Genomic DNA, 23270 nt, shown 5'->3' with positions numbered 1-23270 from the left:
CCACAATCCACCATATTTAGTATTTGATTCAGGAACTCGCACTAGTTCTTGACGGACGCAACGGAGAGTCCTAGCTTTCGGTCCGTTCGGCGCGAGTGAGTTTGCGTCCCGCCGGCACTCCCCCAAAGGGTCACGCAAATCTCAGCTCCGCCGGCCAGCCAAAGGCAGCGGCATGAGGGCTTGTCTGCCCTCGACATGCGGACTCCCGGGGGCGCCAGAACGGGCCGGCAACAGGCTCGGAAGGCAGACTTCGCGGTGGTGCCGAAGTGACACCTGCGTGAAGTGAGACAAGTTGCGGCGTTGTGAGGCGTTAAACGCATGTCGCGCACATCCCCTTGGGGGCGGATGGGTGTGGACGTGCCGGCGGGATGATCGATGCACGCATCGACGTCGCGCCGGGAAAAAACAGGGCCGGATCCACCGGCTGAACTGCGGAACCTCGAGGCCGGACGGCCGGAAGGAGCCGCGAAACGAAATGTCGACCCGGCACGCCCACAACGAGGGGCGGGACCGGTCAAAGATTAAGGACGGGGCAAGACCATGCGGATTGAGCGGCGCCACACCACTTCGGGACAGTCACCTTATGCGGGAATCGAATTCCGCCTGACCACGTCGGAGATTCGCAATCCCGACGGCTCGGTCGTGTTCAAGCTGGAGAACGTCGAGGTGCCGGCCGAGTGGTCGCAGGTCGCCTCCGACGTGCTCGCCCAGAAATATTTCCGCAAAGCCGGCGTTGCCGCGCGCCTGAAGAAGGTCGAGGAGGAATCCGTCCCCTCCTTCCTGTGGCGCTCCGTGCCAGACACCGATGCCCTTAGCCAGCTGCCCGAGAAGGAGCGCTACGTCAGCGAGCTCTCGGCCAAGCAGGTGTTCGATCGCCTCGCCGGCTGCTGGACCTATTGGGGCTGGAAGGGCAAGTATTTCTCGACCGACGACGATGCCCAGGCCTTCTATGACGAGCTCCGCTACATGCTCGCCAGGCAGATGGTCGCGCCGAACTCGCCGCAATGGTTCAACACCGGCCTGCACTGGGCCTACGGCATCGACGGCCCCGGCCAGGGCCATTATTACGTCGACCCCTTCACCGGCAAGCTGACCAAGTCGAGGTCCGCCTACGAGCATCCGCAGCCGCACGCCTGCTTCATCCAGGGCGTCGGCGACGATCTCGTCAACGAGGGCGGCATCATGGATCTCTGGGTGCGCGAGGCGCGCCTGTTCAAATACGGCTCCGGCACCGGCTCAAACTTCTCGCGCCTGCGCGGCGAAGGCGAAAAGCTTTCCGGCGGCGGCCGCTCGTCCGGCCTGATGAGCTTCCTCAAGATCGGCGACCGCGCCGCCGGCGCGATCAAGAGCGGCGGCACCACGCGTAGAGCCGCCAAGATGGTCGTCGTCGACGTCGATCACCCCGACATCGAGACCTATATCGACTGGAAGGTGAAGGAGGAGCAGAAGGTCGCCGCCCTCGTCACGGGATCCAAGATCAACCAGAAGCACTTGAAGGCGGTGCTGAAGGCCTGCGTGAACTGCGAAGGCTCGGGCGACGACTGCTTCGACCCCGAGAAGAACCCTGCCCTGCGCCGCGAGATCAAGCTCGCCCGCCGCAGCCTCGTGCCCGACAATTACATCAAGCGCGTCATCCAGTTCGCCAAGCAGGGCTACAAGGACATCCAGTTCGACACCTACGACACCGACTGGGATAGCGAAGCCTACCTCACCGTTTCGGGCCAGAACTCCAACAACTCGGTCTCGCTCAGGGACGACTTCCTGCGCGCCGTGGAAACGGATGGCGACTGGAATCTGACCGCCCGCACCTCGAAGAAGGTGACGAAGACGCTGAAGGCGCGCGACCTCTGGGAGAAGATCGGCTACGCCGCCTGGGCCTCGGCCGACCCGGGCCTGCACTTCAACACCACGATGAACGACTGGCACACCTGCAAGGCGTCCGGCGACATCCGCGCCTCCAATCCGTGCTCGGAATACATGTTCCTGGATGATACGGCGTGCAACCTCGCCTCGGCGAACCTGCTGACGTTCTACAACACCGAGACCAAGCGCTTCGACGTCGAGGGCTACGAACACCTCTGCCGGCTCTGGACCATCGTGCTGGAAATCTCCGTGATGATGGCGCAGTTCCCGTCGAAGGCGATCGCCGAGCTCTCCTACGAGTTCCGCACGCTCGGCCTCGGCTACGCCAATATCGGCGGCCTGCTGATGACCACGGGCCTGCCCTATGACTCCAAGGAAGGCCGCGCGCTCTGCGGCGCCCTCACCGCGGTCATGACCGGCATCACCTACAAGACCTCGGCGGAGATCGCCGCCGAGCTCGGCACTTTCCCCGGCTACAAGAAGAACGCCGCGCACATGCTGCGCGTGATCCGCAACCACCGCCGCGCCGCGCATGGCCAGTCCAACGGCTATGAAGCGCTCAGCGTCAACCCGGTGCCGCTCGACCTCGTCTCCTGCCCGCAAGCCGACCTCGTCAGCCATGCCCAGGCGGCCTGGGATGCGGCACTCGAGCTCGGCGAGAAGCACGGCTATCGCAACGCCCAGACCACGGTGATCGCGCCGACCGGCACGATCGGCCTCGTCATGGACTGCGACACGACAGGCATCGAGCCCGACTTCGCCCTCGTCAAGTTCAAGAAGCTCGCCGGCGGCGGCTACTTCAAGATCATCAACCGCGCTGTCCCCGCAGCGCTGCGCGCGCTCGGCTATCGCGAGAGCGAGATCGCGGAGATCGAGGCCTATGCCGTCGGCCACGGCTCGCTGGCGAACGCCCCCGGCATCAACGTCACCACGTTGAAGTCCAAGGGCTTCACGGATGAGGCGATCGCCAAGGTCGAGAAGGCCCTGCCGACGGCCTTCGACATCAAGTTCGCCTTCAACAAGTGGACCTTTGGCGAAGACTTCATCCGCGACCAGCTCGGCATCGGCGCTGAAGCGATCGCGGCCCCCGGCTTCGACCTGCTCCAGGCCGTCGGCTTCACCAAGCGCGAGATCGAGGCGGCCAACGTCCACATCTGCGGCGCGATGACGGTGGAAGGTGCCCCGCACCTTAGGCCTGAGCACTATCCGGTGTTCGACTGCGCCAATCCCTGCGGCAAGATCGGCAAGCGCTATCTGTCGGTCGAGAGCCACATCCGCATGATGGCGGCGGCGCAGCCCTTCATCTCGGGTGCGATCTCCAAGACCATCAACATGCCGAACGACGCCACGGTCGAGGACTGCAAGTCCGCCTACATGCTGTCGTGGAAGCTCGCGCTGAAGGCCAACGCGCTCTATCGCGACGGCTCCAAGCTGAGCCAGCCGCTCAACTCGCAGCTCATCAGCGACGACGAGGACGAGGACGATGCGGTCGAGGCGCTCCACGAGAAGCCGATGGCGGCGCGCGCCACGCACGTGGCCGAAAAGGTCGTCGAGAAGCTCGTCGAGCGCATCATCGTGATGCGCGAGCGCGAGAAGATGCCGGATCGCCGCAAGGGCTACACCCAGAAGGCGGTCGTCGGCGGACACAAGGTCTACTTGCGCACCGGCGAGTATGACGACGGCCGTCTCGGCGAGATCTTCATCGACATGCACAAGGAAGGCGCGGCGCTCCGCTCCTTCATCAACAACTTCGCCATCGCGGTGTCGCTCGGCCTGCAATACGGCGTGCCGCTGGACGAATATGTCGACGCCTTCACCTTCACCCGCTTCGAGCCGGCGGGCCCCGTGCAGGGCAACGACTCAATCAAGTACGCGACCTCGATCCTCGACTACGTCTTCCGCGAGCTCGCGGTGAGCTATCTCAGCCGCTTCGACCTCGCCCACGTCGATCCCAACGAGACGGGCTTCGACGCGCTCGGCAAGGGCGTCGAAGAAGGCAAGGAGCCGGACGAGGACGGCGGCCATCACGCCACCAAGCTGGTCTCGCGCGGCCTCACCCGCTCGCGGACGGACAACCTGTTCGTGATGCGCGGCGGTTCGACCGCGGTCTCGCAAGGCAACGACAGCGCGCCCTCAGGCGGCAGCAAGGTCACGGCGATGGCCTCGCACGGCGCGAGCGCCCGCGTCGGCGACGCCCTGGAAGGCGCCGTCGCCCTGAAACAGGAAGCCCAGCACGACCTCTCGCCGACGGAGAAGCTCGAGCAGCTCCAGTGGAGCAAAGCCGGCACCGCGCAAACGCTCGTCCCCACCAAAGCCGAGCGCCGCGCCGAAGCCAAGGCCAAGGGCTACGAGGGCGAGAATGTGCTCGGAGTGCGGCAACTTCACGCTGGTGCGGAATGGGACCTGCATGAAGTGCGATACTTGCGGAAGCACAACCGGCTGCAGTTGATATTCCGACTTGCGTGTGGGGTGGGTAAAAGTTGTTCACCCCGCATACTCTTGTGCCCACTGTGCCCGGCTTTGGATGTCCATTCCATAATCCGAGTAAGCGACTGCCCACCGTCCGCGGTGGGCTTTCGTCTTTAAAATCTCCGTCCATGCCGAGACGGAGGCACCAAAGCTCAGAGGGTAACTGCCGCAGCCGGTCGGCAATTGGAGCCGATCAGCGCGCATCGTACAGGCATCGCGCAGCGCGTGGCAGGTGCTCTCGCCGGCTTTGGGCCTTGCGAGAGGCTGCTCGCTTCAGAGACTTTCTTCAGCCGCAAAAGCACGCACTGATCTTCAGCCGTTTTCCCCTGATGGCCTCGTGAGATCGTCGGCGGCGACCCAGGCAATCACCAGTCAGGTTGCGAATGGTCAGGACAAGCGCTCCTCGAAAAGGTGATACGAGCTTGCCCATTGTCTCAATGACAAGGAAAACCGCATGCCTTAATGCACCCCAACACCGAGCAAGCGGTCGACCATCTTAGGGTCGTCGCGTAGCTGCGAGCATTCCCCACTCCAGACCGCCTTGCCGCGTTCAACCACCATGACATGATCAGCAAACCGCAGCGCTCGTTCGATCTGTTGCTCGACCAAAACGATGGTCATCTCACCAGAACTCGCCAGCGCGGTGATGATTTCCATGATCTGATCGCAGATCACTGGCGCGAGCCCCTCGAGCGGTTCATCCAGGAGGAGAACTGAAGGTCTTCCCAGCAGCGTCCTGGCGAGCGAGAGCATCTGCTGCTCGCCGCCCGACAATTGCGTCCCGAAATGGCGTCGACGTTCGGCCAATCTCGGAAACAATACGTAGACCTCTTCAAGCGCATCTCGACGGCGGTCCTTGAGTCCCGCGACCAGATTTTCTTCCACCGTCAGCGATCGGAAAATGTCCCGTGTCTGCGGCACGTAGCCCAGGCCCAGCTGAGCGCGTGTAGACGCCTTGGAATCTGTAAGATCGACCTCGCCGAGGAATACTTTTCCCCCATGATGTGTTGTGAGACCCATCAGCGATGCGAGCAATGTCGTCTTGCCGACTCCGTTGCGGCCAAGGACGCTGAGACGGCCTCCAGGCAACACCTCGAAGGACATCTCATCAACGACGCGCGTGGGGCCGTACCCAGCACTCAAACCTTTGACTTCAAGACGCGTGGCGGGCATCTGCGTAGCTACCTAGATAAGCTCGACGGACTTCCTGATGGTGCGTGACTTCTCTCGGCTCGCCCTGGAAGATCAGCTTTCCGTTGGCGAGAACGAGCACACGGCGGGCAAATCTGAAGACCAGGTCCATGTCATGCTCGATCATCAAAACCGCAATATCAGATGGCAATCTGTCGATCGCCTCGATGATCTTGGAGGACTCCTCTGACGGCACCCCTGCCGCAGGCTCGTCCAGGAGCAGGACCTTCGGCTCGAGAGCAAGCCCGATTGCCAGGTCAAGAAGGCGCTGCTGACCGTACGCCAGTTGCGAGACCTGCCTATCCGCCAGATGGGCGATACCGAGCGTTCCAAGGGCCCGCTCCCACTCCCGGCGAACGTCCGGCCGATCTATCGGGGAGGAAAATATATTACTCGTGAGCCCCTTTCGTTGCATGACGGCGAGCGCGACGTTCTGCGCGACCGTCAGGCTCTTGAAGAGCCTCGTAATCTGAAATGTCCGGACCAAGCCGGCATCGACGCGATCGGAAATCGGCAGCGCGGTCACATCAACACCGGCGAGGTGTACGGCGCCCTGTGAAGGGATCAAGTCGCCGGAGATGACGTTGACCAGCGTGGTCTTGCCGGCACCGTTGGGCCCAATCAACGCGACCCTTTCTCCCTTCCCGATACTGAAGGAAATATCATCGTTGACCCTCATCCCGCCGAAGGACATCGAAACGTTTCGCAGCTCAAGCAGGGACTGGCTCACGGGCGCCTCCTCAGCACGGACGCGGCGCGACCAGCAAGCAAGCCCCCCAGGGATACCAGGCCTTTGGGGGCGAACAACACGACCGCAATCAGCAACGCACCGACCATGGTCATCCAATGGAATGGATTCGCGGCCGAGACATAGTGCTCGAAAACCTGGAAGACGATGGATCCGATCAGCGCGCCCCACAGACTGCCTGCGCCACCCAGGACGAGCATGACGAGAGCTTCAGCCGACCGCTCAAATCCGATGCTATCCAGTCCTACGACGCCCGTATTGATGGCGTTGAGAGCACCACCAATTCCGCCAACAACCCCCGACAGGCCATACATCAGCACGAGCCGGGGATACACGCGGGCACCGATCATCCGTGCCCGAAGGCTGTCATCCTTGATTGCCTGACAAAGAAGGCCGAAGGGAGAGTGTACGATTCGAAGCAGCACCACGAACACGACCATGAGCACCGCAACGGAGAATACGTAGCCGGTGCGGCCGTACATGTCGAACGCATAGATCCCGAAGAGTCGTCCAGGCGAAATGCCGGACAATCCGTCGCTTCCGCCTGTGACGCTGGACAGTTTATTGGCTAGCGCCGCGATGAGCTGTCCGACGGCAATGGATAGCACGAGCTGGGGGAGACCCCTGAACCTCGTGACAAGGGCCCCTGAGACCAGCCCCATCAGAGCACCGGCCACCGCTCCCACGAGCAACAGCAGCAGGGGGTCGGAATGTCCGGCAAGGCAGGCGTTACCAACGACATAGGCGCTCACACCGTAGATCGCCGCATGCCCGAGAGTGGCGACACCGCAATATCCCGTGACCAGATCGAGCGACAGCACCAGAAGCGTGATGCTGATCAGTCGCGTCAGAAACGCGAGGTCATCAGGAAAAAGCGTGTAACCGAGCGCTCCGAGCGCCAGCGTGATTGCGACCGCGCGCAGCTCGAGCGGGACGGAGAAACGAGGCGCGCTCACGCCATTGACCATGATTCGATCGGTCACGTCAGTGTCTCCTGCCCAAAAGACCATTCGGAAACAGAAACACGATCAGGATGACCGCAAAATAGAAGAAGAACTCACCATATTCGGGTGCAAGGTACTTGCCGGTCGTGTCCGCAAGGCCAAGCAATATCGATGCCGCCACGGCGCCTGGGATCGATCCGGCGCCGCCGACCGAGACGACGACAAGGAAAGTCACCATATATCTGAGCGCGTAAAAGGGTTCGACGGGCAACAGTTCGGCGCCCACCACACCTCCGAACGCCGCCAGGCCGACCGCAAGCGCGAATGTCGCGGAAAAAAGGATCTGCGTCTTGATTCCGAGCGACTCGGCCATATCACCGTTGTCGACCGCGGCGCGCAGCCGGATCCCGAACTCGGTGCGGTCGATCAGTAGCCAGAGCAAGCCTGCGGTGCACACTCCGCAAATCACCACGAAGATCCGATGAGCCGGGATCATTCGGAAGCCGAGATCGACGGGACCGCTCAGCAGCGGAGGCAGCGGAATGGATTTGGTTGTCGGGCCAAGGATGTAGTTGGCAACGCCGATGATGACGAACGCAATGCCGATCGTGAGCAAAATCTGGGTCAGCTCATCGGACTTGCGATAAATCCGGCGGTAGAGAAGAAACTCGAGCGGAAAGGCGATCGCGATGGTGCCCAGGACCGCCAGGACAATCGCGAGCGGATATCCAACTCCTGCGTTCTTGAGCGCGAAAGACGCGAGATATCCCCCGATCATCGCAAATGCGCCATGGGCGAGGTTCACCACCCTCATCAGGCCCATCATGATGGACAGCCCGATGGAGATGATGAAAAGCACCATGCCGTACGAGAGGGCATCCAGCCCGATGCTGAGACCCGTCCACGCCATTAGTTGAATACTTCTACGGCTTTGCTGATATGGAGCCGTCCGGCAGCGATCCCGAACAGATGGATGTGTGCGTCCGTCACGCCGGGTATCACAGTTGCTCCGCACAGATCGACCGTGGCGTCTGCGGAGGGGGCCTCGTCCTGAGGGCCGACAAAACCAATGGCGCCATTTTGCGTCACCAGCGTAGCGGCCGGAATCCGGTCGCTGGCATCGCGATAGATGCGACCGTTGACGAAGCGAATAGACTGCGACCGACCACTCATTCTGGGCCCTTCTCCGACACGATGAAGAGATTGCTCGCGAGATTTACTTCGCGAGCGATCCGCTCTAGTTCTTCGCCAGGCCCCAGTCCGGCTGCGCATCGAACGTTTGCAGCTCCTTGTTGAGGAACTTGCCGTCCTGCTTCACGACTTCGCGCAAATACACGTTCTGACGAATATGTCGGGTATCCGGGTCGATCGACACGGGTCCGCGCGGACTGACCCATTTCATGCCCTTCACGGCCGCAAGGGCTTTGTCCGGATCCTTTTGACCGTTCGTGGCCTCAACCATCTTGTAAATGAGCCGAGCACCGTCATAGGCGGCGACAGACGCCATGGTGATGTCGTCAGGCTTGGCGCCAACCTTGATCATATCGGCCAGGAAGGTTTTGTTCTCTGGAGAGTCATGCGAGACCGCGTAGTGGTAAGTCGACAAGATGCCCTCGCCGCTGTCACCGATGTTCGGAAGATCGGGCTCGGTCACGACATCACCCGTGGACAACAACTTCACGCCGGACGCTTTCAGTCCGTTGTCGATATAGGCCTTGACGAACCCCAGGGTTGGCGGACCGGCCGGCAAGAACGTGAAGATCATGTCTGCGCCGGAATCCTTGATCCTTTGCATGATCGGGCCGAAGTCGGTCGTATTGAGCGGCATCCTGATCGATTGGACGATGGTGCCTCCATCTGCCTCGAACGTCTTTTTGAAGGCTGCTTCAGCATCGATGCCGGGGCCGTAATCGCTGACGGCGATCGCCACCTTCTTGGCCGCTCTGGCCTTCGCCACCTTCGCCGCGGGGACCGTGTTCTGCCACATCGTAAAGGACGTCCGCACGATGTAGGGGCTCTTCTCGACGATCGCGGACGTAGCGGCGTTCATGACGACCATAGGCACCTTCGCTTCCTCGAGAAGTGGAGCGACGGCCAGGGCGTCCGGAGTGAAGTACAGTCCCGCGATGTACTGAACCTTCTCCTTGACGATCAACTCCTGAGCCAATGATTTCGACTTGGCGGGGTTCGGCGATTCTTCGTCGCGGTAGACAAACTCGATCTGATGACCGCCGACTTTCGATCCATGCTCGGCCACCCAGGCGTCAATGCCGTACTTGAAGTTCTGGCCGAACAGGGCATACGGACCGGACATGGTGCCAATGATCCCCACCTTGATCGTGTCGCACCGCGCCGGCGACATCCAGGCAGTGGCAATCGCGACGACCCCAACAAGTCCAAACCTCAAGCTCATGTCTCTCTTCTCTCCGCTTCAGTGATGTTGTTTCAGAACATTTCAAAATATTCTCGCTGCTCCCACTCGGTGACCGTGGATTGGAAGCGCTCGATTTCCGCGTTCTTGATGAAAACGTAGTAGTCGACGAATTTCTCTCCCAGAGCCTCGCGGAAGAAGGGGTCATCGCGCAACGCAAACACCGCCTCGCGCAAGGAGGTCGGCAGGAGGTTCGCCTTGGTCTCGTAGGGAGTGTCCGCCGAGGGACCGGGATCGAGCTGGCGATCAATGCCGTTGAGGCCGGCCAGAATCTGCGACGCCATGTACAGATAGGGGTTTGCGGCCGGCTCGCCGATCCTGTTTTCGAGCCGGGTGGCTTTGTCGTCGGGACCGCCCAGGACGCGGATCATGACGCCCCTGTTGTCGCGTCCCCAGATCGCCCGATCCGGAGCCAGCGAATAGGAACGGTAGCGCTTGTAGCCATTGATCGTCGGCGTCGAGAAGACCGCGGATGCCCTGGCATGCTCCAGCAACCCGGCCATATAGTGCTTGCCAAGTTTCGACAGACCGGCCGGTTCGCTCGTCATGAACGCGTTGACGCCGTCTGTTCGCGAGACCAGCGATTGGTGAAGATGCCACCCCGATGACATCACGTTCGGTATCCGCGGCCGGCACATGAAGGTCGCGTGATAGCCGTGGCGGTTGCAGATCTGCTTCACTGCCGTACGAAACAGCACCATGGTGTCCGCCGGCTCGATGCCGACGGTGGGCTGAAACACGAACTCGCACTGGCTCGGCCCGTACTCCACCTCGATCGACCGAAGCGGCAAGCCCAGCGCCACGATGTTTTGCCTGATCAGCTCGAGCGCAGGCTCCATCTGGTCGTAACGTTGCTCCGTCAGGTACTGATAGCCCTGCGAAAGCAGGCTGACCTCCGGAGGCTCACCCGGTTGGCCGGGACTGCCGGCGTCCCAGGGCGCTAGTCGGGCATTCTCGACTTTGAAGATGTGGCATTCGATCTCGAGGCCCGCTTTGAAATCATAGCCCCGGTCTTTGAGCTGCCCCAGCACGGATTGGTACAGGCCCCTGGAGGCGAAGGGCACGGGTCGTCCGTCGGAGAAGTAGAGGTCGCAAAGCACCCACCCGGTTTTTGGTGCCCAGGGGAGAACCTTGAAGGTGGTGGGATCGGCGACCATCATGACGTCGCCTCCCCCCTGCATCTCGTTCATCCCAAAGCCGCCACCGGCGGTGAAGACGGGAAACACCGTGCGGTGAGAGGTGTCCTTCGCGAGCAACGTCGTCGTTATCGAGCAGCCGCTCTCGATCGACGAGAGCGCCTCGGAAGCGACCAGCGCCTTGCCGCGCAAGATGCCGTGCTGGTCCGGGAAGGAGAGCCGGATCGTATGCAGCTCCTGCTCCTCAGCCATCCGCCGCATGCGGATGGCAGCCTCCTTCTGTTCGGCCGACCAGAGGCCGTGCTTTTCGACGAAACTCAACGACATCTCCTTTGCTGAGCTGGGCCGGCCTGGGTCATTCGGCGGCGGTCAGGTGAGGCACCTTCTTGGCGAGCTCGGCGGGCACCGGCGCGGCCCAGGGAGCGCCCCGACGGCGCTTGACGTCCACTTCCATCCAGTAGGTTTCCCAGCCCTTCGTCGGACCGATGCCGTCCATTGTGGCCGGCCCCTGGATGCTGCGCGCGCTGGCAGCGTCGAGGAACAACAGCGGCTTGCCCCCGGAGGCCACCTTCTCGATCTCCTGGCGAAGCAGCCGGCGGTACTGAATGATCGCCTTGTCGGATTGCCCGAGATGCTCACGCGTCCGGTCCTGAATGGCGCCCATCGACTCGACGGCCCACTGGTCATGGACGTTGATGTCCGCGCCCATGCCGGTGTAAGTCTCGGTCGCCTGCTCGTGCGGGTCGAAGCCGTAGTCGTTCGACTTGTTCTTCCGCGAGCGGTATTCCGGCAATTCGTAAAGCTCGAGGCGCTGGGCGCGCATTTTCGCCTTGTCGACGGGCGCGGCGTAGCTGGTGAAAATCGCATACCAATAGCAATTCTCGTCGTCGACGGGCACATGCCACTGGGTAATCGTCATCTCCGTGCTCATCGGAATGACGAACGCATGCGGGAATAGCTGGTTGGTGACGCGAACGTGGGTGCGCTGCTCGTCGATTTCTCGCAAGGCGATGAGCCGCAGGCCGTATTCAGTGTGCTCGACGTTGATGATCGGCCGGTCGTATTCGCGCAGGACCTTCGTCATGGGCATCTCCGAGTCGGCCGACGCACCGCGGAACTGCTTGCCGTAAGCCGCCGATACATCCTCATCCTCGAAGAACCGGTGAAGGAACGAGGCGTGAGCCGGGTCGATGCCGACTTCCAGGGCCTGCAGCCAATTGCATTCGATCAGGCCCTTGAAGGCGAAGGTGTATTCGCCCGGCGCGGCGAAGCAGTCGATCTCCGGAAACGCCGGCGGCTCGCCTTCACCCAAATACGCCCACAGGATTCCCCCCTTCTCCAGGACGGGATAGGACCGCTGCTTGATGTTCTTGCAGAGCGAGGAGTTTGCGGGCTCGGCGGGCGTCTCGAGACACTGTCCCGTGGCATCAAACAGCCACCCGTGGAAGGCGCAGCGCAGACCACCGTTCTCGAGCCGGCCGAAGGCAAGGTCGGCGCCCCGATGCGGGCAGTCGCGATCGAGCAGGCCATAGCGCCCCGTTTCGTCCCTGAACAGAACGAAGTTCTCACCGAGAAGCTTGACGGCCTTGATCGGGCGCCCCTCATCGAGTTCGTCGACAAGTGCAGCAGGCTGCCAATACATCCGCATCAGCTTTCCCGCGGGCGCCTTTGGTCCGACGCGGGTAATGAGGTCGTTCTGCTCTTGGCTCATCATGACTTGGATCTCCTCTCTCCGGCTTCGAGATGCGTCCTCCGGCTATCGGGACGCGGACTAACGCTGAAACACGATCTTGCCGCCGACAATCGTCAGGTCGGCTTTGATGTCTTTGATCTGCTCCTCGGGGACCGTCATGAGGTCCGCCGACAACGCGGTCAGATCCGCCAGTTTTCCCGCCTCGATCGTCCCCTTCTCGTTCTCCTCGAACATGTAGTGCGATGCCGCGCTGGTGTAGAGGCGCAGCGCCTGCTCGCGGCTGACGGCTTCGTTCGCTCCATAAACGCGTCCGGCGGGATCCTTGCGGGTCACCATGATGTACATATTGATGAAGGGATTGATCGTGTTCACCGGGAAGTCGGTGCCTGCGCCGAGGCTGTTCAGCCCCACCTTCTCGATGAGAGTTCTGGTGGGCACGGCCCGATTGGCGACCGCCGCACCCAGGAAGCGCTCGACGGTCGCCGCCTTGTCCCACATGAACACGTTCTGGAAGTCGACCCTGACACCGAGGCGCTTCGCGCGCTCCATTTGCTCGGGCACTATCAAGCTTCCATGGATCAGGACGAAACGCCGATCCTTGATCGATTTTTCCTTGTCGGCCGCTTCGAATGCATCAAGGACTTGGTCGATGCCCTTGTCGCCGACGGCATGGATACCCACGCGCCAGTTGTGGCGATTGCAAATGGACACCAGCTCCTTGAGACGTTGCGGCGATTGCTGGGCAATGCCGTGGTAGTCATCATGCGAGTCTGGATAGGCCTCGCGCATGAGCGCCGTCTTGAGCGTCATGCCGCCATCGTAGAGGATCTTGATTCCGGCGAACTTCAGCCAGTCATCGCCAAAGCCCGACGAGGCGCCGTTGCCTCGCATGATGGCTTCCCAGGCCGCGTTCTCGGCGGGGGGCTCCGGGCGCCACATGAGGCCGACCCGTAGCGTTGCTTCACCCGCCTGCGCCACTCGCTGCAGGGCCGCGATGTCCCTGGGCGAGGTGGCCCCTTCTACGGCGCTGGTGATCCCGAACGAGTTCAGCACACCTTCCGCGAGCTTGAATTGGCGAAACTCGTCGTCCGCGGTCCACTCCGGAACGGCTTTTTCGACCTGATCGATCGCCGTCTCGACCAGAACGCCGGTCAGGTCACCGGCACTGTCGCGCTCAAACGATCCGCCGCTTGGGTTTGGCGTGGCCTTGGTTACGCCGGCCTTCTCGAACGCCATCGAATTGGCCATCGAGAAGTGGCCAACGGTCCGCAGATAGACCGGATTGTTCGGCGCGACGCCATCGATCTCCTGACGTGTCAGGTAGCGCTTTTCCGCGAGTTGTGACGGGGGATGCCAGGCGCTTCCGATGATCCACTCGCCGGGCTTCTTCTTCGCCACGAACTGCTTGATGCTTGCGAGGGCATCCGCAACAGTCTTGGCGCCGCTCATACTCACGACGTAGTCGGACAGACCGGCGGCCCTGAAATGCGCGTGCGTGTCGATCAGCCCGGGAATGACAGTCTTGCCCTGCAAGTCGATTGTGCGGGTGCGATTTCCGGCCAACGCCTTGATCGTCGCGGTGTCTCCTACGGCCAATATTTTTCCGTCGCGAACGGCAAGCGCTTCCGCAACCTTTGACTGACCGTCCATGGTGAGAATCTTGCCGTTGATCAAGGCCAGCGAGGGGGCGTTGGGCTCCTGCTGCTGGGCAAATGCCGCGCTTGATGTCAGCACAACTCCGAGGATCGCCGTCGTCAGCTTCATCGCGCCTTCTCTGTTTGTTCGGTAGTCGAACAATGGTTCGATTTAGATCAGAATGACTCCAATGTGACGAGCTAGCAAGCAAAATATTTCCGCAATCTCTGCCCAATGCAACCGCATCGCGCCAACCAGAACGAGATTGAGAGGATCCTAGAATTGTTGTAACCGATCAACGAACTTATGTTCTTTTAACGAACAACTTCAAAGGAATTGAGGTCGGATGCCGCGAGTGAGATTTGTCCAGCAGGACGGCAGCGAAAAATCCATCGAGGTCGGACGCGACCTCAGCGTGATGCTCGCGGCCGTTCGCAACGGTATTCACGGTATCGACGGCGAATGCGGCGGCAGCCTCGATTGCGCGACCTGTCACGTCTACGTCGATGAAGAACAAGCAAGCTCTGTCCCCCAGCCGGGCGAAGAAGAGCTCGAGTTGCTATCCGCCGTGTCGGGAGAGCGAAAGCCGAACAGTCGGCTGAGTTGCCAGCTGAAGGTGCTGCCCCCTCTCGACGAGCTGGTGGTCCATGTGCCGGCGAGGCAGTCATGACGGGACTGGTCATCATCGGCGCCTCATATGCCGGGGTTCAAGCCGCTCTCACTGCTCGTGACGCCGGCTATTCTCAGCCCATCACCATTGTGTGCGACGAAGAGTGGTTGCCGTATCAGAGGCCGCCGCTATCCAAGGACTTCCTTCTCGGGCGCATCAGCGAGCAAAATCTGATCTTGCGCGACGAGGCCTTCTTCGAAGGCAAGCAGATCGATCTCGTTCTTGGGCACCGCGCCACGCTGCTTGATTTGCGCGCGCGACAGGTCACTCTGGCCGACGACAAAGCTCTGGAGTTTGAAAAACTCCTCATCGCCACAGGCTCGCGCGCGCGGCGCATCGCGGTCGAGGGCGCGGACTTCGATGGGATTTTCTATCTGCGTTCAGTGACCGATGCGATCGACCTGAAGCCACGTCTGTCCGATGCCGCGGAGATCGTCATCGTCGGGGGTGGCTTTATAGGGCTGGAAGTTGCGGCCTCCGCGGCAAAGCTGGGCAAGAAGGTCACCGTCGTGGAAGCAAGCAGCCGCCTGCTTGAGCGTGCGGTCTCGCCGGTCTTGTCGGCCTTTCTTCTTGATACGCATGTGCGGGCTGGCGTCGACGTGATGCTCAACGAAACGATTACGTCCTTCAAAGGAAGCGATCGAAAAGTTTCCGCTGTCGTGCTGGGCAACGGTGCCAGTGTCCGCGCCGACCTGGTGCTGGTGGGGATTGGTGGTGTCGCCAATGACGAGATCGCGCGCTCGGCTGGGCTTAGATGCACGAATGGAATCGTTGTTGACGAGCACGGACAATCCGAAACATCGGACATCTTCGCGGCCGGTGACTGCGCCAACCACTTCAACCGCTTTTGCGAAAGCTGGGTCAGATTGGAATCGGTGCAAAACGCCCAGGATCAAGCGAAGGCCGCTGGACTTGCGATCGCCGGGACTCGAGCGCCCTATGAGAGTGTGCCGAGGTTCTGGTCCGACCAATACGACGTCAAGCTGCAGATTGTCGGGCTGGCCGGACAGTATGATCGGCAGGCGGTCCGAGGTGCGGTCGACGACGGAAGGTTCTCGGTCTTCTACTATCGCCAGGGCCGATTGGTCGCGGTGGACAGCGTCAACCGGCCAGGCGAGCAAATGGCAGCCCGACGCCTGATTGCCGCGGGGATCTCCCCTGCACCGGAGCAAGCCGCAGATCCTTCCTTTGACCTCAAATCCCTGGTGACAGCCGGAGACAAGGCTAGCGCCTAGCCCGCGGATTTGTGATGGTTCTCACTTTCGAGAGGCCGCCGACAGGGACCGCCCAATAGAATGCCCAGACTGAAGCGTACGGAAGAAGAGGAAAAGGCGCGCGAGGGAAGCGAGTTCATCGAGACCCTGGATCGGGGTCTTCGCGTGATACAGTCATTTGGCATCGATCGCCGTCCAATGACCCTCAGCGACCTGTCCAAGAGCGCGAATCTTCCGCGGGCGACGGTGCGCCGGATCCTGATGACCCTCGTAAGATCCGGATTCGTCGTGGGCGACGAACGGTTGTTTTCGCTAACGCCCAGGGTGCTGCTTTTGGCTTCGGCCTATTTGACGTCGAACCAAATCAGCTCCGTGATGCAGCCGTTGATGGACGAGGTCGCCGGCAAGGCCAAGGAGGTCTGCTCCCTTGCGATCCTGGATGGCGAAGAGGTCGTCTTCATCGCCCGTTCGAGTCCGGCGCGGGTATTTTCGACGGGACTGGACATAGGATATCGACTGCCGGCTTTCTGCACGTCAGTGGGACGCGTTCTGCTGGGCAGATTGGCCAACGACGAGCTGACGAGAACGGTCGACGGCATGAAGCTGGCGGCTCAGACCCAGTCGACGCTGGTCGACAAATCGGCAGTGATTGCGACAATCATTGCCGACCGCACCAAAGGGTACAGCCTTGTCGATCAGGAAGCCGAAGAGGGCTTTCGGTCGATATCGGTGCCAATTCGCCGCTACGATGGCGCAGTCATCGCAGCCGCAAATATTGGGGCTCATGTCGATCGCATCACGACCGGTGAGATGATCGATCGCTTCCTGCCTCTTCTCAAAGAGATGTCCCTCGCCGCGCAGCCCCTGCTCGTCTGAGAAGCTGCCGCCTTCTGGCGAGCACCCTCATTTCAGCCGTTTCTTGTAGGCGACCGGGTCCATGTCACGGACATCCACGCTTATGCTGACCACATCCGGGCATCGCTCAGTCATCGTCCGTCGAAGGCTCGTACTCAGCTCGATCTTCTGGTCGGGCGACCGACCTTCGAGCAAGTAGACCGACAGATGCACGAAGCTGTCACGCTTCCCGGCAACCAGGAAATCGTTGTAGACGCACGCTCGCACCTTGACGTCCTCCGCCTTCATGATCCCCGTTCGCCAAGCGGCTTCAAAGAGCGCTTCCATCAAGCCTGCTACGTCGTCGCGAGCGAGCGCTCCTTCCGAATATTCGATCACCAGGTGCGGCATGACACTATTCTCGTTTTCAGGTCGCGTTCATGAGATGACCCCACCGTCGTAGACCGTTCGCCCCCCAACGATGGTCCGCACAGCCGTGATGTCCTTTATGCCTTCTTCCGGAATCGTCATGATATCGTCGGACAGAACGACCATATCGGCATACTTGCCCGGTTCTATCGATCCGACTTTGTCCTCTGAAAACGAATATCGAGATGCTGCGCTCGTGTAGAGCTGGATAGCTTCCTTCCGGCTGATCCGTTCTCCTTCTCCATACACGTCGCCATTCTTGTCGCGGCGGGTCACCATGACATACATATTGACGAATGGATTTAGGAGGTTGATCGGATAGTCGGTACCTTGCCCAATCAAGTTCAAGCCCATGACGTCGATCATGGTTCGCATGGGGAAGGCCCTATCGGCGGTATCTTTGCCGAGAAATTTCGCCACGACAGCCGCCTTGTCCCAGAGGAACGAGGTCTGCGCGTCGACACGCACGTCCAATTTCTTGGCACGCAGCATTTGATCTGGCCGCATAAGGCTGCCATGGATGACGATAAAGCGCCTTCCCTTGATCGACCTCTCAGCATCCGCGAGCTCGTAGGCGTCCATGACACGGTCGATGGCGGCGTCCCCAACGGCGTGGACACCGACGCGCCAGCCATAGCGATTGGCCGCTGCAACCAGGGCATTGAACCTGGATGGCTCGATAACGATGGTCCCCTTGTATTCGCGATCGTCGGGGTAACCGTCCCGCATCGCGGCTGTTCGCAATGTCATCCCGCCGTCGATCTGAAGCTTGACGCCGGAATAGCTCAACCAATCATCGCCGAAGTCTGAAGCTGCGCCGATGCGAGAGAAGAACAGCTCCCATTCTTCGATCGTCATGCTGGGATTGAGGCCGCCCGTCGGCGCGTACATGGCGCTGATGCGCAAAGACGCATGTCCTGTTTGCCGGACTCGCTGATGGGCGCGGAAGGTTGCGGGATCGACTGCCGCGCTAATTGCGGAGGTCAGCCCAAATTGATTGAAGTATCGCATCGCGAACTTCATCTGCTCATCGCGATCCTCGTCCGACCATTCGGGCAGAAGGCCGTGAACAAGGTCCTCCGCGGCCTCCTCCAATGTACCGTTCGGCTCGCCGGTGGATTTGTCGCGATGGATGATCCCGCCATCCGGATCAGGCGTGTCCTTTGTTATTTTTGCGAGGGCCAATGCCTGCGAGTTGACGAGAGTGAAGTGGCCAATCGGCAAGCACACCGGATTGTGGGGAGCGGCCCGATCGAGTTCCTCGCGCGTCAAGAAGCGCTTTTCGGCCAATTGCGAGACTGGGTGCCATTGTGCACCGCGCACCCATTTCCCCTTGGGCAATCTGCCAGCGTGCTCCCCGATACGGGCCAATGCCTGCTCGACCGTGGTGACGTCGTTCAGCTGCACCGTGTACTTGATCAATCCGGCCTGCTCGACATGAGCATGGGTATCGATCAGGCCCGGAAGGACGGTTCGACCGCCCAAATCGATAACGGCCGTGTTCGGGCCCGCGAGCGCAGATATTTCATCGATCTTGCCGACCGCGACGAAGCGGCCGTCTCGCACGGCGACCGCGTTCGCCACGCCAAACAGCGGGTCAACCCTGAGGAACTTGCCGTTGGTGTAAATCGTGTTCGGCGTGCCGATGGACTCGCTGCGGTTCGTGCCGCGGGCACTATGGCCACGTAAATCCATCATCCATCCATTTTGTTGTTAGTTCGACTATCGAACATTCGTTCGTATCTTGTCGTCTTTACGACTCCGGTTCGCAATTGTCAAAAAGATGGGGCTCGTCCAGGACGACAGATTGCACCTGCACAGTAAGGAACGCGCTGAGCGACCGCGTGACGATTCTTTTCCATGACATGGAGGCCACTGGAACGGCTGGCGATAGCCGCCGGCCCATCAGGATCGGCCAAGAGCCGATTTGGGTCCAACTTCAGCTGGATTGATCACTCCAATCGCGTGGTAGGCGCGGCCGAAATAGATCAGATTGTCGGTGGAGCCCGATCTTTGCAGCGCGACGACCCGGCAGAACAGCACATCATGCGTGCCGACATTGACGATATCGGCAATCCGGCAGTCGAACGCGGCGGCACAGTCGACCAGCACCGGCGCACCCGTTGCGAGTGTCGACCAATCCGCGGCGGCGAACCGCTCTTCGGCAGGCACCTTGCCGCCGAACAGGCGGGACAGTTGCTCGTGCCTCGCCGAGAGCACATTGACGCACACCGCCTTGTTGCGCATCACGATCACCCAACCAAGCCCGCCATGCGAAGGCGACGCGCAGTGCCTGCCTGAGCGCCCCGCGCCCATCGCATGGTCAGCAGGAAGCCTCGTGCGTATAAGGCGCGGCCCGCCCATGGCTACGCGCCTCACGACTCGCGCGCTTCGGGGGGAAATGCCACGACATCGTCAGACCCCACGATCAGACGGATTCGGCACCGGCCGGGCAGGACGACAAGGCCGCGATCCCCGGCGCGCGCAGCAGGACGGGCGCGCGCGCAACGCCGGCGACTTCGATGTAGAGATCGATGTGATCGCCCTGGAAGACCTGTGTCGTCACTGTTCCACGCAACGATCCCGGCGTGCTTCCCGACGTCACGGCCAGATGCTCCGGCCGAATGAAAGACGTCCACATCGTCACCGATGGCAAGCTTCGCGAGCGGCGCCGCCGGAACCTCCAGGCGCATGTCGCCGACGGAAACAGTCGCGGCCTCTCCGCGCCGCTCAACGAGACATCCGGTGAGAACATTCACATTCCCGACGAAGGATGCAACGAAGCAATCCGCGGGACGGCAATAGACATCACCAGGCGCGGCAATCTGACGTATCCGCCCCGCCGACATCACCGCAATACGGCCTGACATCGACAGCGCCTCGCCCTGGTCGTGGGGTGACGAAGACGCTGGTGACGCCGAGCTCGCGCTGGATCTGCTTCAGCTCGACCTGCATCGACCCGCGCAGATTCTTGTCGAGCGCCGAGAACGGTTCATCGAGCAAGAGCACCTTCGGCTTGATCACGAGCGCGCGCGCCAGTGCGACGCGCTGCTGCTGGCCGCCCGATATCTACCGCGGCTTGCGGTCACGGAATCCGTCCAGCCTCACCAGCGCCATAGCCTCGTCGACGCGGCGCGCAATCTCTTTGCTGTCGATGCCGCGGGTCTTCAGACCGTAGGCAATTTTGTTGGCGACACTCATATGCGGAAAGAGCGCGAGATCCTCCGATCGCGGCCATCTCCTCGCCGATCAGACCGATCGTCTCACGCCGCTTTCGCCTGCTCCGGCGAGGCCGTCTCCATCGCGCGCATGTAGAGGTCGAGCAGGCTTTCGCGCTCGTCGCGCTCGTTCTTGTCTTCCTTGCGCAGCTTGATGATCTCCTTGAGGATCTTCACGTCGAAGCCCTCGCCCTTGGCCTCCGCGAAGACTTCCTTCTTCTGTTCGCTCAACTCCTGCATTTCGCTGTCGAGGTTCTCGATCCGCTCGACGAAGGAACGGATCTTGCCGCCGGGAATGGTGATGTCGGACATAGTGCCTCTTTGCTGACTGAGGTCGTGAAAATGACCGCAAAGAAATGACCAATGTGTTAACCTCGCTCCCACGCATAGCCCGATGAAAAGCACTGAGGGAGCCGTTCCATGCCCGAGCTTCGCTTCGATGACGGTGCCGCCTATGAGCAGATGATGGGAGTCTGGAGCCGTTCGGTCGGCGAGGTCTTTCTCGACTGGCTTAGGCCTGCGCAAGGGCTGCGCTGGATCGATGTCGGCTGCGGCAGCGGCGCCTTCACCGAGCTCATCCTGGCACGTTGCGCCCCCAGCGACCTGCAGGGCATCGATCCCTCCGAGGGACAGCTCGCCTTTGCCCGCTCGCGTCCCGGCGCGCGCGGCGCCGTGTTTCAAACGGGCGATGCCATGGCACTGCCCTTTGCGACGGCGAGTTTCGATGCCGCGGTGATGGCATTGGTCCTCGTCTTCGTGCCGGATCCGTCGAAAGGTATCGCGGAACTGATGCGGGTCGTTCGTCCCGGCGGCCTCGTCGCGACCTACATGTGGGACATGCTGGGCGGCGGATTTCCGCTCGATCCGATCCTCGATGAGATGCACGCGATGGGGCTGTCGCCGACGCGTCCACCGCATATGGAGGTGTCCACGCTTGCCGCGCTTCAGAACCTTTGGCGCGCGGCCGGGCTGCAGCAGATCGAGACCCGCGAGATCACCGTGCAGCGGACGTTTCGCGATTTCGACGAGTTCTGGAACGTGGAGACGAAGGCCCCCTCCACCGCGCCGGTGATCGCGGCCATGCCGGCGGCCGATGTCGCCCAGCTCATGCAGCGCGTGAGGGCGCGCCTGCCCGCTGACACGGATGGCCGCATCACCTGCAGCGCCCGCGCCCACGCGATCAGCGGACGCAAGCCGGGCTGAGGATGTGAGGAAGCAGGACGACAGCCCCTAGGAAGTGTGGAGCGAAGCAAAGTCCATCATCACCCTGATCGAGCAAAAATGATGGGTTTCTTCGCTGTACCTATGCTGCGCGCTGGAGATGGATCATCAAAACTTCACGGGAGGCGCCATCTTGCCGAGGCGGTCTCGACGAACGCCGCCGCGGTTCCATGCACGCCATCAAACTCTCTCCCGAATTCCTACAAATCTCCGCCATCTACCAAAGGTAGATTTCTCCCACGAAGCGTGGTCAACAACGCGACTTGCAAGAAACTCTGCAGGCGTAAGGCTCGCTTCCGACAATGAAATGGGAGTTACGCCATGCAGCATCTGCCGAACGACACCTTCGACGTCGCCCTCGATCAGTTTGGTCAGATCGAGACCGTCTATGGAGACCCCGGCTTTCCCGCAGCCAAGGACGTCTGGGGCGGCAACGATACCGTGACGGCCACCGTCACGGAGCTCAATACCCGACTGACGATTTTCGGCGACGACCACACGATGCTGCTTGGTCACTCGCAAGGCGGCAATGACACGCTCATTGCCGACATCGGCGGCGGCTGGAACACCGGTCTCGTGGTCGGCGATACCCAATCGATGATCGACGACGCCAGGGGCGGCAACGACACCATCGTCGCGGATGCCTATGGCACGGTCTACACCACTGTCTCGGCCTTCGGCGATGTCGCGGGCGACATGTCGGGCAATGCGCAGGGCGGCCATGACGACATTACCGGCTCGATCGGGTGGCGCGGTGGCGCCAACCTGTTCGCCGGCGATGCCGGCGGTTCCATGATCGACACCTCGCACGGCGGCAACGACACGCTCGACGTCAGCGTGCTCACCACGGACGGCGGGGCGACTGTCAGCGGCGACTCCATCGGTGCCCTGCGCGGCCTTGCGCAAGGCGGCAACGACAGTCTGACCGTCACGCTGAACGGCGACAGCCCCATCTCCGGCGCATCCCTGTCGGGGGATTCGTCGACGTCCCTGATGGATTTTGCCCAAGGCGGCGACGATGTCCTCACCGTCCAGATCGAGGGCCAGTACGCGGATGCGATCTCGTCGCTGTTCGGCGACGCGCCGATCATGACGGGTCATTCCCATGGCGGCAACGATATCCTCAACGGCGGCGCCGGCCGGGACTTCATGTATGGCGATGCGCGGATTTATGAACCCGCATCTCCCGGCTCGATCACCAGCGGCATCGACACGCTGAACGGCGGAGCCGGCGACGACCAGTTGTGGGGCGGGGGAAACAGCGACCTCTTCGTCTTCAACACCGGCTCCGGAAACGACACGATCAACGACTTCGATCAGGGCAACAAGGCCGTCGGCAGCACCGCTGTGGAGCACGATCTGATCGACGTGCAGGACTACGGCTTTGCCGACTGGACGGCGCTGTCCAGCCTGATCAGCGACAACGCCGCCGGCGATGCCGTGATCCATCTGTCGGCCCATGATGCAATCACGCTGGACGGCGTCCAGGCGGCGAGCCTGCATCCGACCGACTTCATCATCTGAGGAATCGAATCGAAAAGCGGCGATTGTCGCCCCGTGGCGCACAGGGGGCG

21 protein-coding genes and 1 pseudogene are annotated in these 23270 nt (G+C 61.4%); 6 read left to right on the top strand and 16 right to left on the bottom strand.

Going from position 1 to position 23270, the window contains the following annotated elements:
- Positions 1 to 540 precede the first annotated feature (540 nt).
- Positions 541 to 4312, top strand: a pseudogene (locus ABIG06_RS29425) (vitamin B12-dependent ribonucleotide reductase).
- 479 nt (positions 4313 to 4791) lie between these two features.
- Here the strand turns inward: ABIG06_RS29425 and ABIG06_RS29420 are convergent.
- The 9 genes from ABIG06_RS29420 to ABIG06_RS29380 form a co-directional block, all read right to left on the bottom strand.
- On the bottom strand, positions 4792 to 5505 hold the full coding sequence (locus tag ABIG06_RS29420) for an ABC transporter ATP-binding protein (protein WP_124159033.1): 714 nt from the start codon (positions 5503 to 5505) through the stop codon (positions 4792 to 4794).
- Entirely contained in the window at positions 5486 to 6217 is a 732-nt protein-coding gene (locus ABIG06_RS29415) for an ABC transporter ATP-binding protein (protein ID WP_370140939.1), read from the bottom strand. Before ABIG06_RS29415 ends, ABIG06_RS29420 begins: the two co-directional genes overlap by 20 nt.
- Before the next feature lie 32 nt (positions 6218 to 6249).
- Positions 6250 to 7239, bottom strand: a complete 990-nt coding sequence (locus tag ABIG06_RS29410) for a branched-chain amino acid ABC transporter permease (protein WP_370140938.1) — start codon at positions 7237 to 7239, stop codon at positions 6250 to 6252.
- 16 nt (positions 7240 to 7255) lie between these two features.
- Positions 7256 to 8125 (bottom strand): branched-chain amino acid ABC transporter permease, encoded by an 870-nt coding sequence (locus ABIG06_RS29405; protein WP_370139543.1) that lies wholly within the window; start codon positions 8123 to 8125, stop codon positions 7256 to 7258.
- Positions 8125 to 8388, bottom strand: a complete 264-nt coding sequence (locus tag ABIG06_RS29400) for a hypothetical protein (RefSeq protein WP_124159031.1) — start codon at positions 8386 to 8388, stop codon at positions 8125 to 8127. Before ABIG06_RS29400 ends, ABIG06_RS29405 begins: the two co-directional genes overlap by 1 nt.
- 64 nt (positions 8389 to 8452) lie before the next feature.
- Positions 8453 to 9628, bottom strand: coding sequence for an ABC transporter substrate-binding protein (locus tag ABIG06_RS29395; RefSeq protein ID WP_370139542.1), 1176 nt, complete (start codon positions 9626 to 9628; stop codon positions 8453 to 8455).
- A 32-nt stretch (positions 9629 to 9660) separates the two neighbouring features.
- Complete coding sequence (locus ABIG06_RS29390) at positions 9661 to 11103, bottom strand: glutamine synthetase family protein (protein ID WP_370139541.1); 1443 nt, start codon at positions 11101 to 11103, stop codon at positions 9661 to 9663.
- Between the two features lie 34 nt (positions 11104 to 11137).
- On the bottom strand, positions 11138 to 12496 hold the full coding sequence (locus ABIG06_RS29385; RefSeq protein WP_370139540.1) for a Rieske 2Fe-2S domain-containing protein: 1359 nt from the start codon (positions 12494 to 12496) through the stop codon (positions 11138 to 11140).
- A 57-nt stretch (positions 12497 to 12553) separates the two neighbouring features.
- Positions 12554 to 14239, bottom strand: coding sequence for an amidohydrolase (locus ABIG06_RS29380; protein WP_424578457.1), 1686 nt, complete (start codon positions 14237 to 14239; stop codon positions 12554 to 12556).
- A 217-nt stretch (positions 14240 to 14456) separates the two neighbouring features.
- On the opposite strand from ABIG06_RS29380, the gene ABIG06_RS29375 reads away from it, so the two are divergent.
- Genes ABIG06_RS29375 through ABIG06_RS29365 form a run of 3 tightly spaced genes read left to right on the top strand, consistent with a single transcriptional unit; the run spans position 14457 to position 16870 of the window.
- Complete coding sequence (locus tag ABIG06_RS29375; RefSeq protein ID WP_370139539.1) at positions 14457 to 14780, top strand: 2Fe-2S iron-sulfur cluster-binding protein; 324 nt, start codon at positions 14457 to 14459, stop codon at positions 14778 to 14780.
- Positions 14777 to 16015: an NAD(P)/FAD-dependent oxidoreductase gene (locus ABIG06_RS29370; RefSeq protein ID WP_370139538.1), complete on the top strand. Its 1239-nt coding sequence runs from the start codon at positions 14777 to 14779 to the stop codon at positions 16013 to 16015. Before ABIG06_RS29375 ends, ABIG06_RS29370 begins: the two co-directional genes overlap by 4 nt.
- A gap of 60 nt (positions 16016 to 16075) precedes the next feature.
- Complete coding sequence (locus ABIG06_RS29365; RefSeq protein ID WP_370139537.1) at positions 16076 to 16870, top strand: IclR family transcriptional regulator domain-containing protein; 795 nt, start codon at positions 16076 to 16078, stop codon at positions 16868 to 16870.
- 27 nt (positions 16871 to 16897) lie between these two features.
- Here the strand turns inward: ABIG06_RS29365 and ABIG06_RS29360 are convergent, their stop codons facing one another.
- From ABIG06_RS29360 to ABIG06_RS29330, 7 genes are all read right to left on the bottom strand, one after another.
- A complete protein-coding gene (locus ABIG06_RS29360; RefSeq protein ID WP_370139536.1) occupies positions 16898 to 17239 on the bottom strand; it encodes a 5-carboxymethyl-2-hydroxymuconate Delta-isomerase in 342 nt (113 codons plus the stop codon).
- Between the two features lie 27 nt (positions 17240 to 17266).
- A complete protein-coding gene (locus ABIG06_RS29355; RefSeq protein WP_370139535.1) occupies positions 17267 to 18955 on the bottom strand; it encodes an amidohydrolase in 1689 nt (562 codons plus the stop codon).
- Positions 18956 to 19162: 207 nt separating this feature from the next.
- Positions 19163 to 19504, bottom strand: a complete 342-nt coding sequence (locus tag ABIG06_RS29350; protein WP_424578456.1) for a flavin reductase — start codon at positions 19502 to 19504, stop codon at positions 19163 to 19165.
- 181 nt (positions 19505 to 19685) lie between these two features.
- Positions 19686 to 19823 (bottom strand): hypothetical protein, encoded by a 138-nt coding sequence (locus ABIG06_RS29345; RefSeq protein WP_370139533.1) that lies wholly within the window; start codon positions 19821 to 19823, stop codon positions 19686 to 19688.
- Between the two features lie 242 nt (positions 19824 to 20065).
- Positions 20066 to 20296: a hypothetical protein gene (locus ABIG06_RS29340; RefSeq protein ID WP_370140936.1), complete on the bottom strand. Its 231-nt coding sequence runs from the start codon at positions 20294 to 20296 to the stop codon at positions 20066 to 20068.
- Between the two features lie 30 nt (positions 20297 to 20326).
- On the bottom strand, positions 20327 to 20458 hold the full coding sequence (locus ABIG06_RS29335; RefSeq protein ID WP_370139532.1) for a hypothetical protein: 132 nt from the start codon (positions 20456 to 20458) through the stop codon (positions 20327 to 20329).
- Between the two features lie 62 nt (positions 20459 to 20520).
- A complete protein-coding gene (locus ABIG06_RS29330; protein ID WP_025575662.1) occupies positions 20521 to 20787 on the bottom strand; it encodes a DUF2312 domain-containing protein in 267 nt (88 codons plus the stop codon).
- A 108-nt stretch (positions 20788 to 20895) separates the two neighbouring features.
- On the opposite strand from ABIG06_RS29330, the gene ABIG06_RS29325 reads away from it, so the two are divergent.
- Together ABIG06_RS29325 and ABIG06_RS29320 are read left to right on the top strand one after the other, a co-directional pair.
- Complete coding sequence (locus tag ABIG06_RS29325) at positions 20896 to 21678, top strand: class I SAM-dependent methyltransferase (protein WP_370139531.1); 783 nt, start codon at positions 20896 to 20898, stop codon at positions 21676 to 21678.
- A 339-nt stretch (positions 21679 to 22017) separates the two neighbouring features.
- On the top strand, positions 22018 to 23220 hold the full coding sequence (locus ABIG06_RS29320; RefSeq protein WP_370139530.1) for a calcium-binding protein: 1203 nt from the start codon (positions 22018 to 22020) through the stop codon (positions 23218 to 23220).
- Positions 23221 to 23270 lie beyond the last annotated feature (50 nt).

It is taken from the genome of Bradyrhizobium sp. USDA 326 (genome assembly GCF_049739485.1).
Classification (GTDB): domain Bacteria; phylum Pseudomonadota; class Alphaproteobacteria; order Rhizobiales; family Xanthobacteraceae; genus Bradyrhizobium.
Note: the sequence above shows the minus strand (reverse complement) of the source record. Positions and strands in the feature narration are given on the sequence as shown.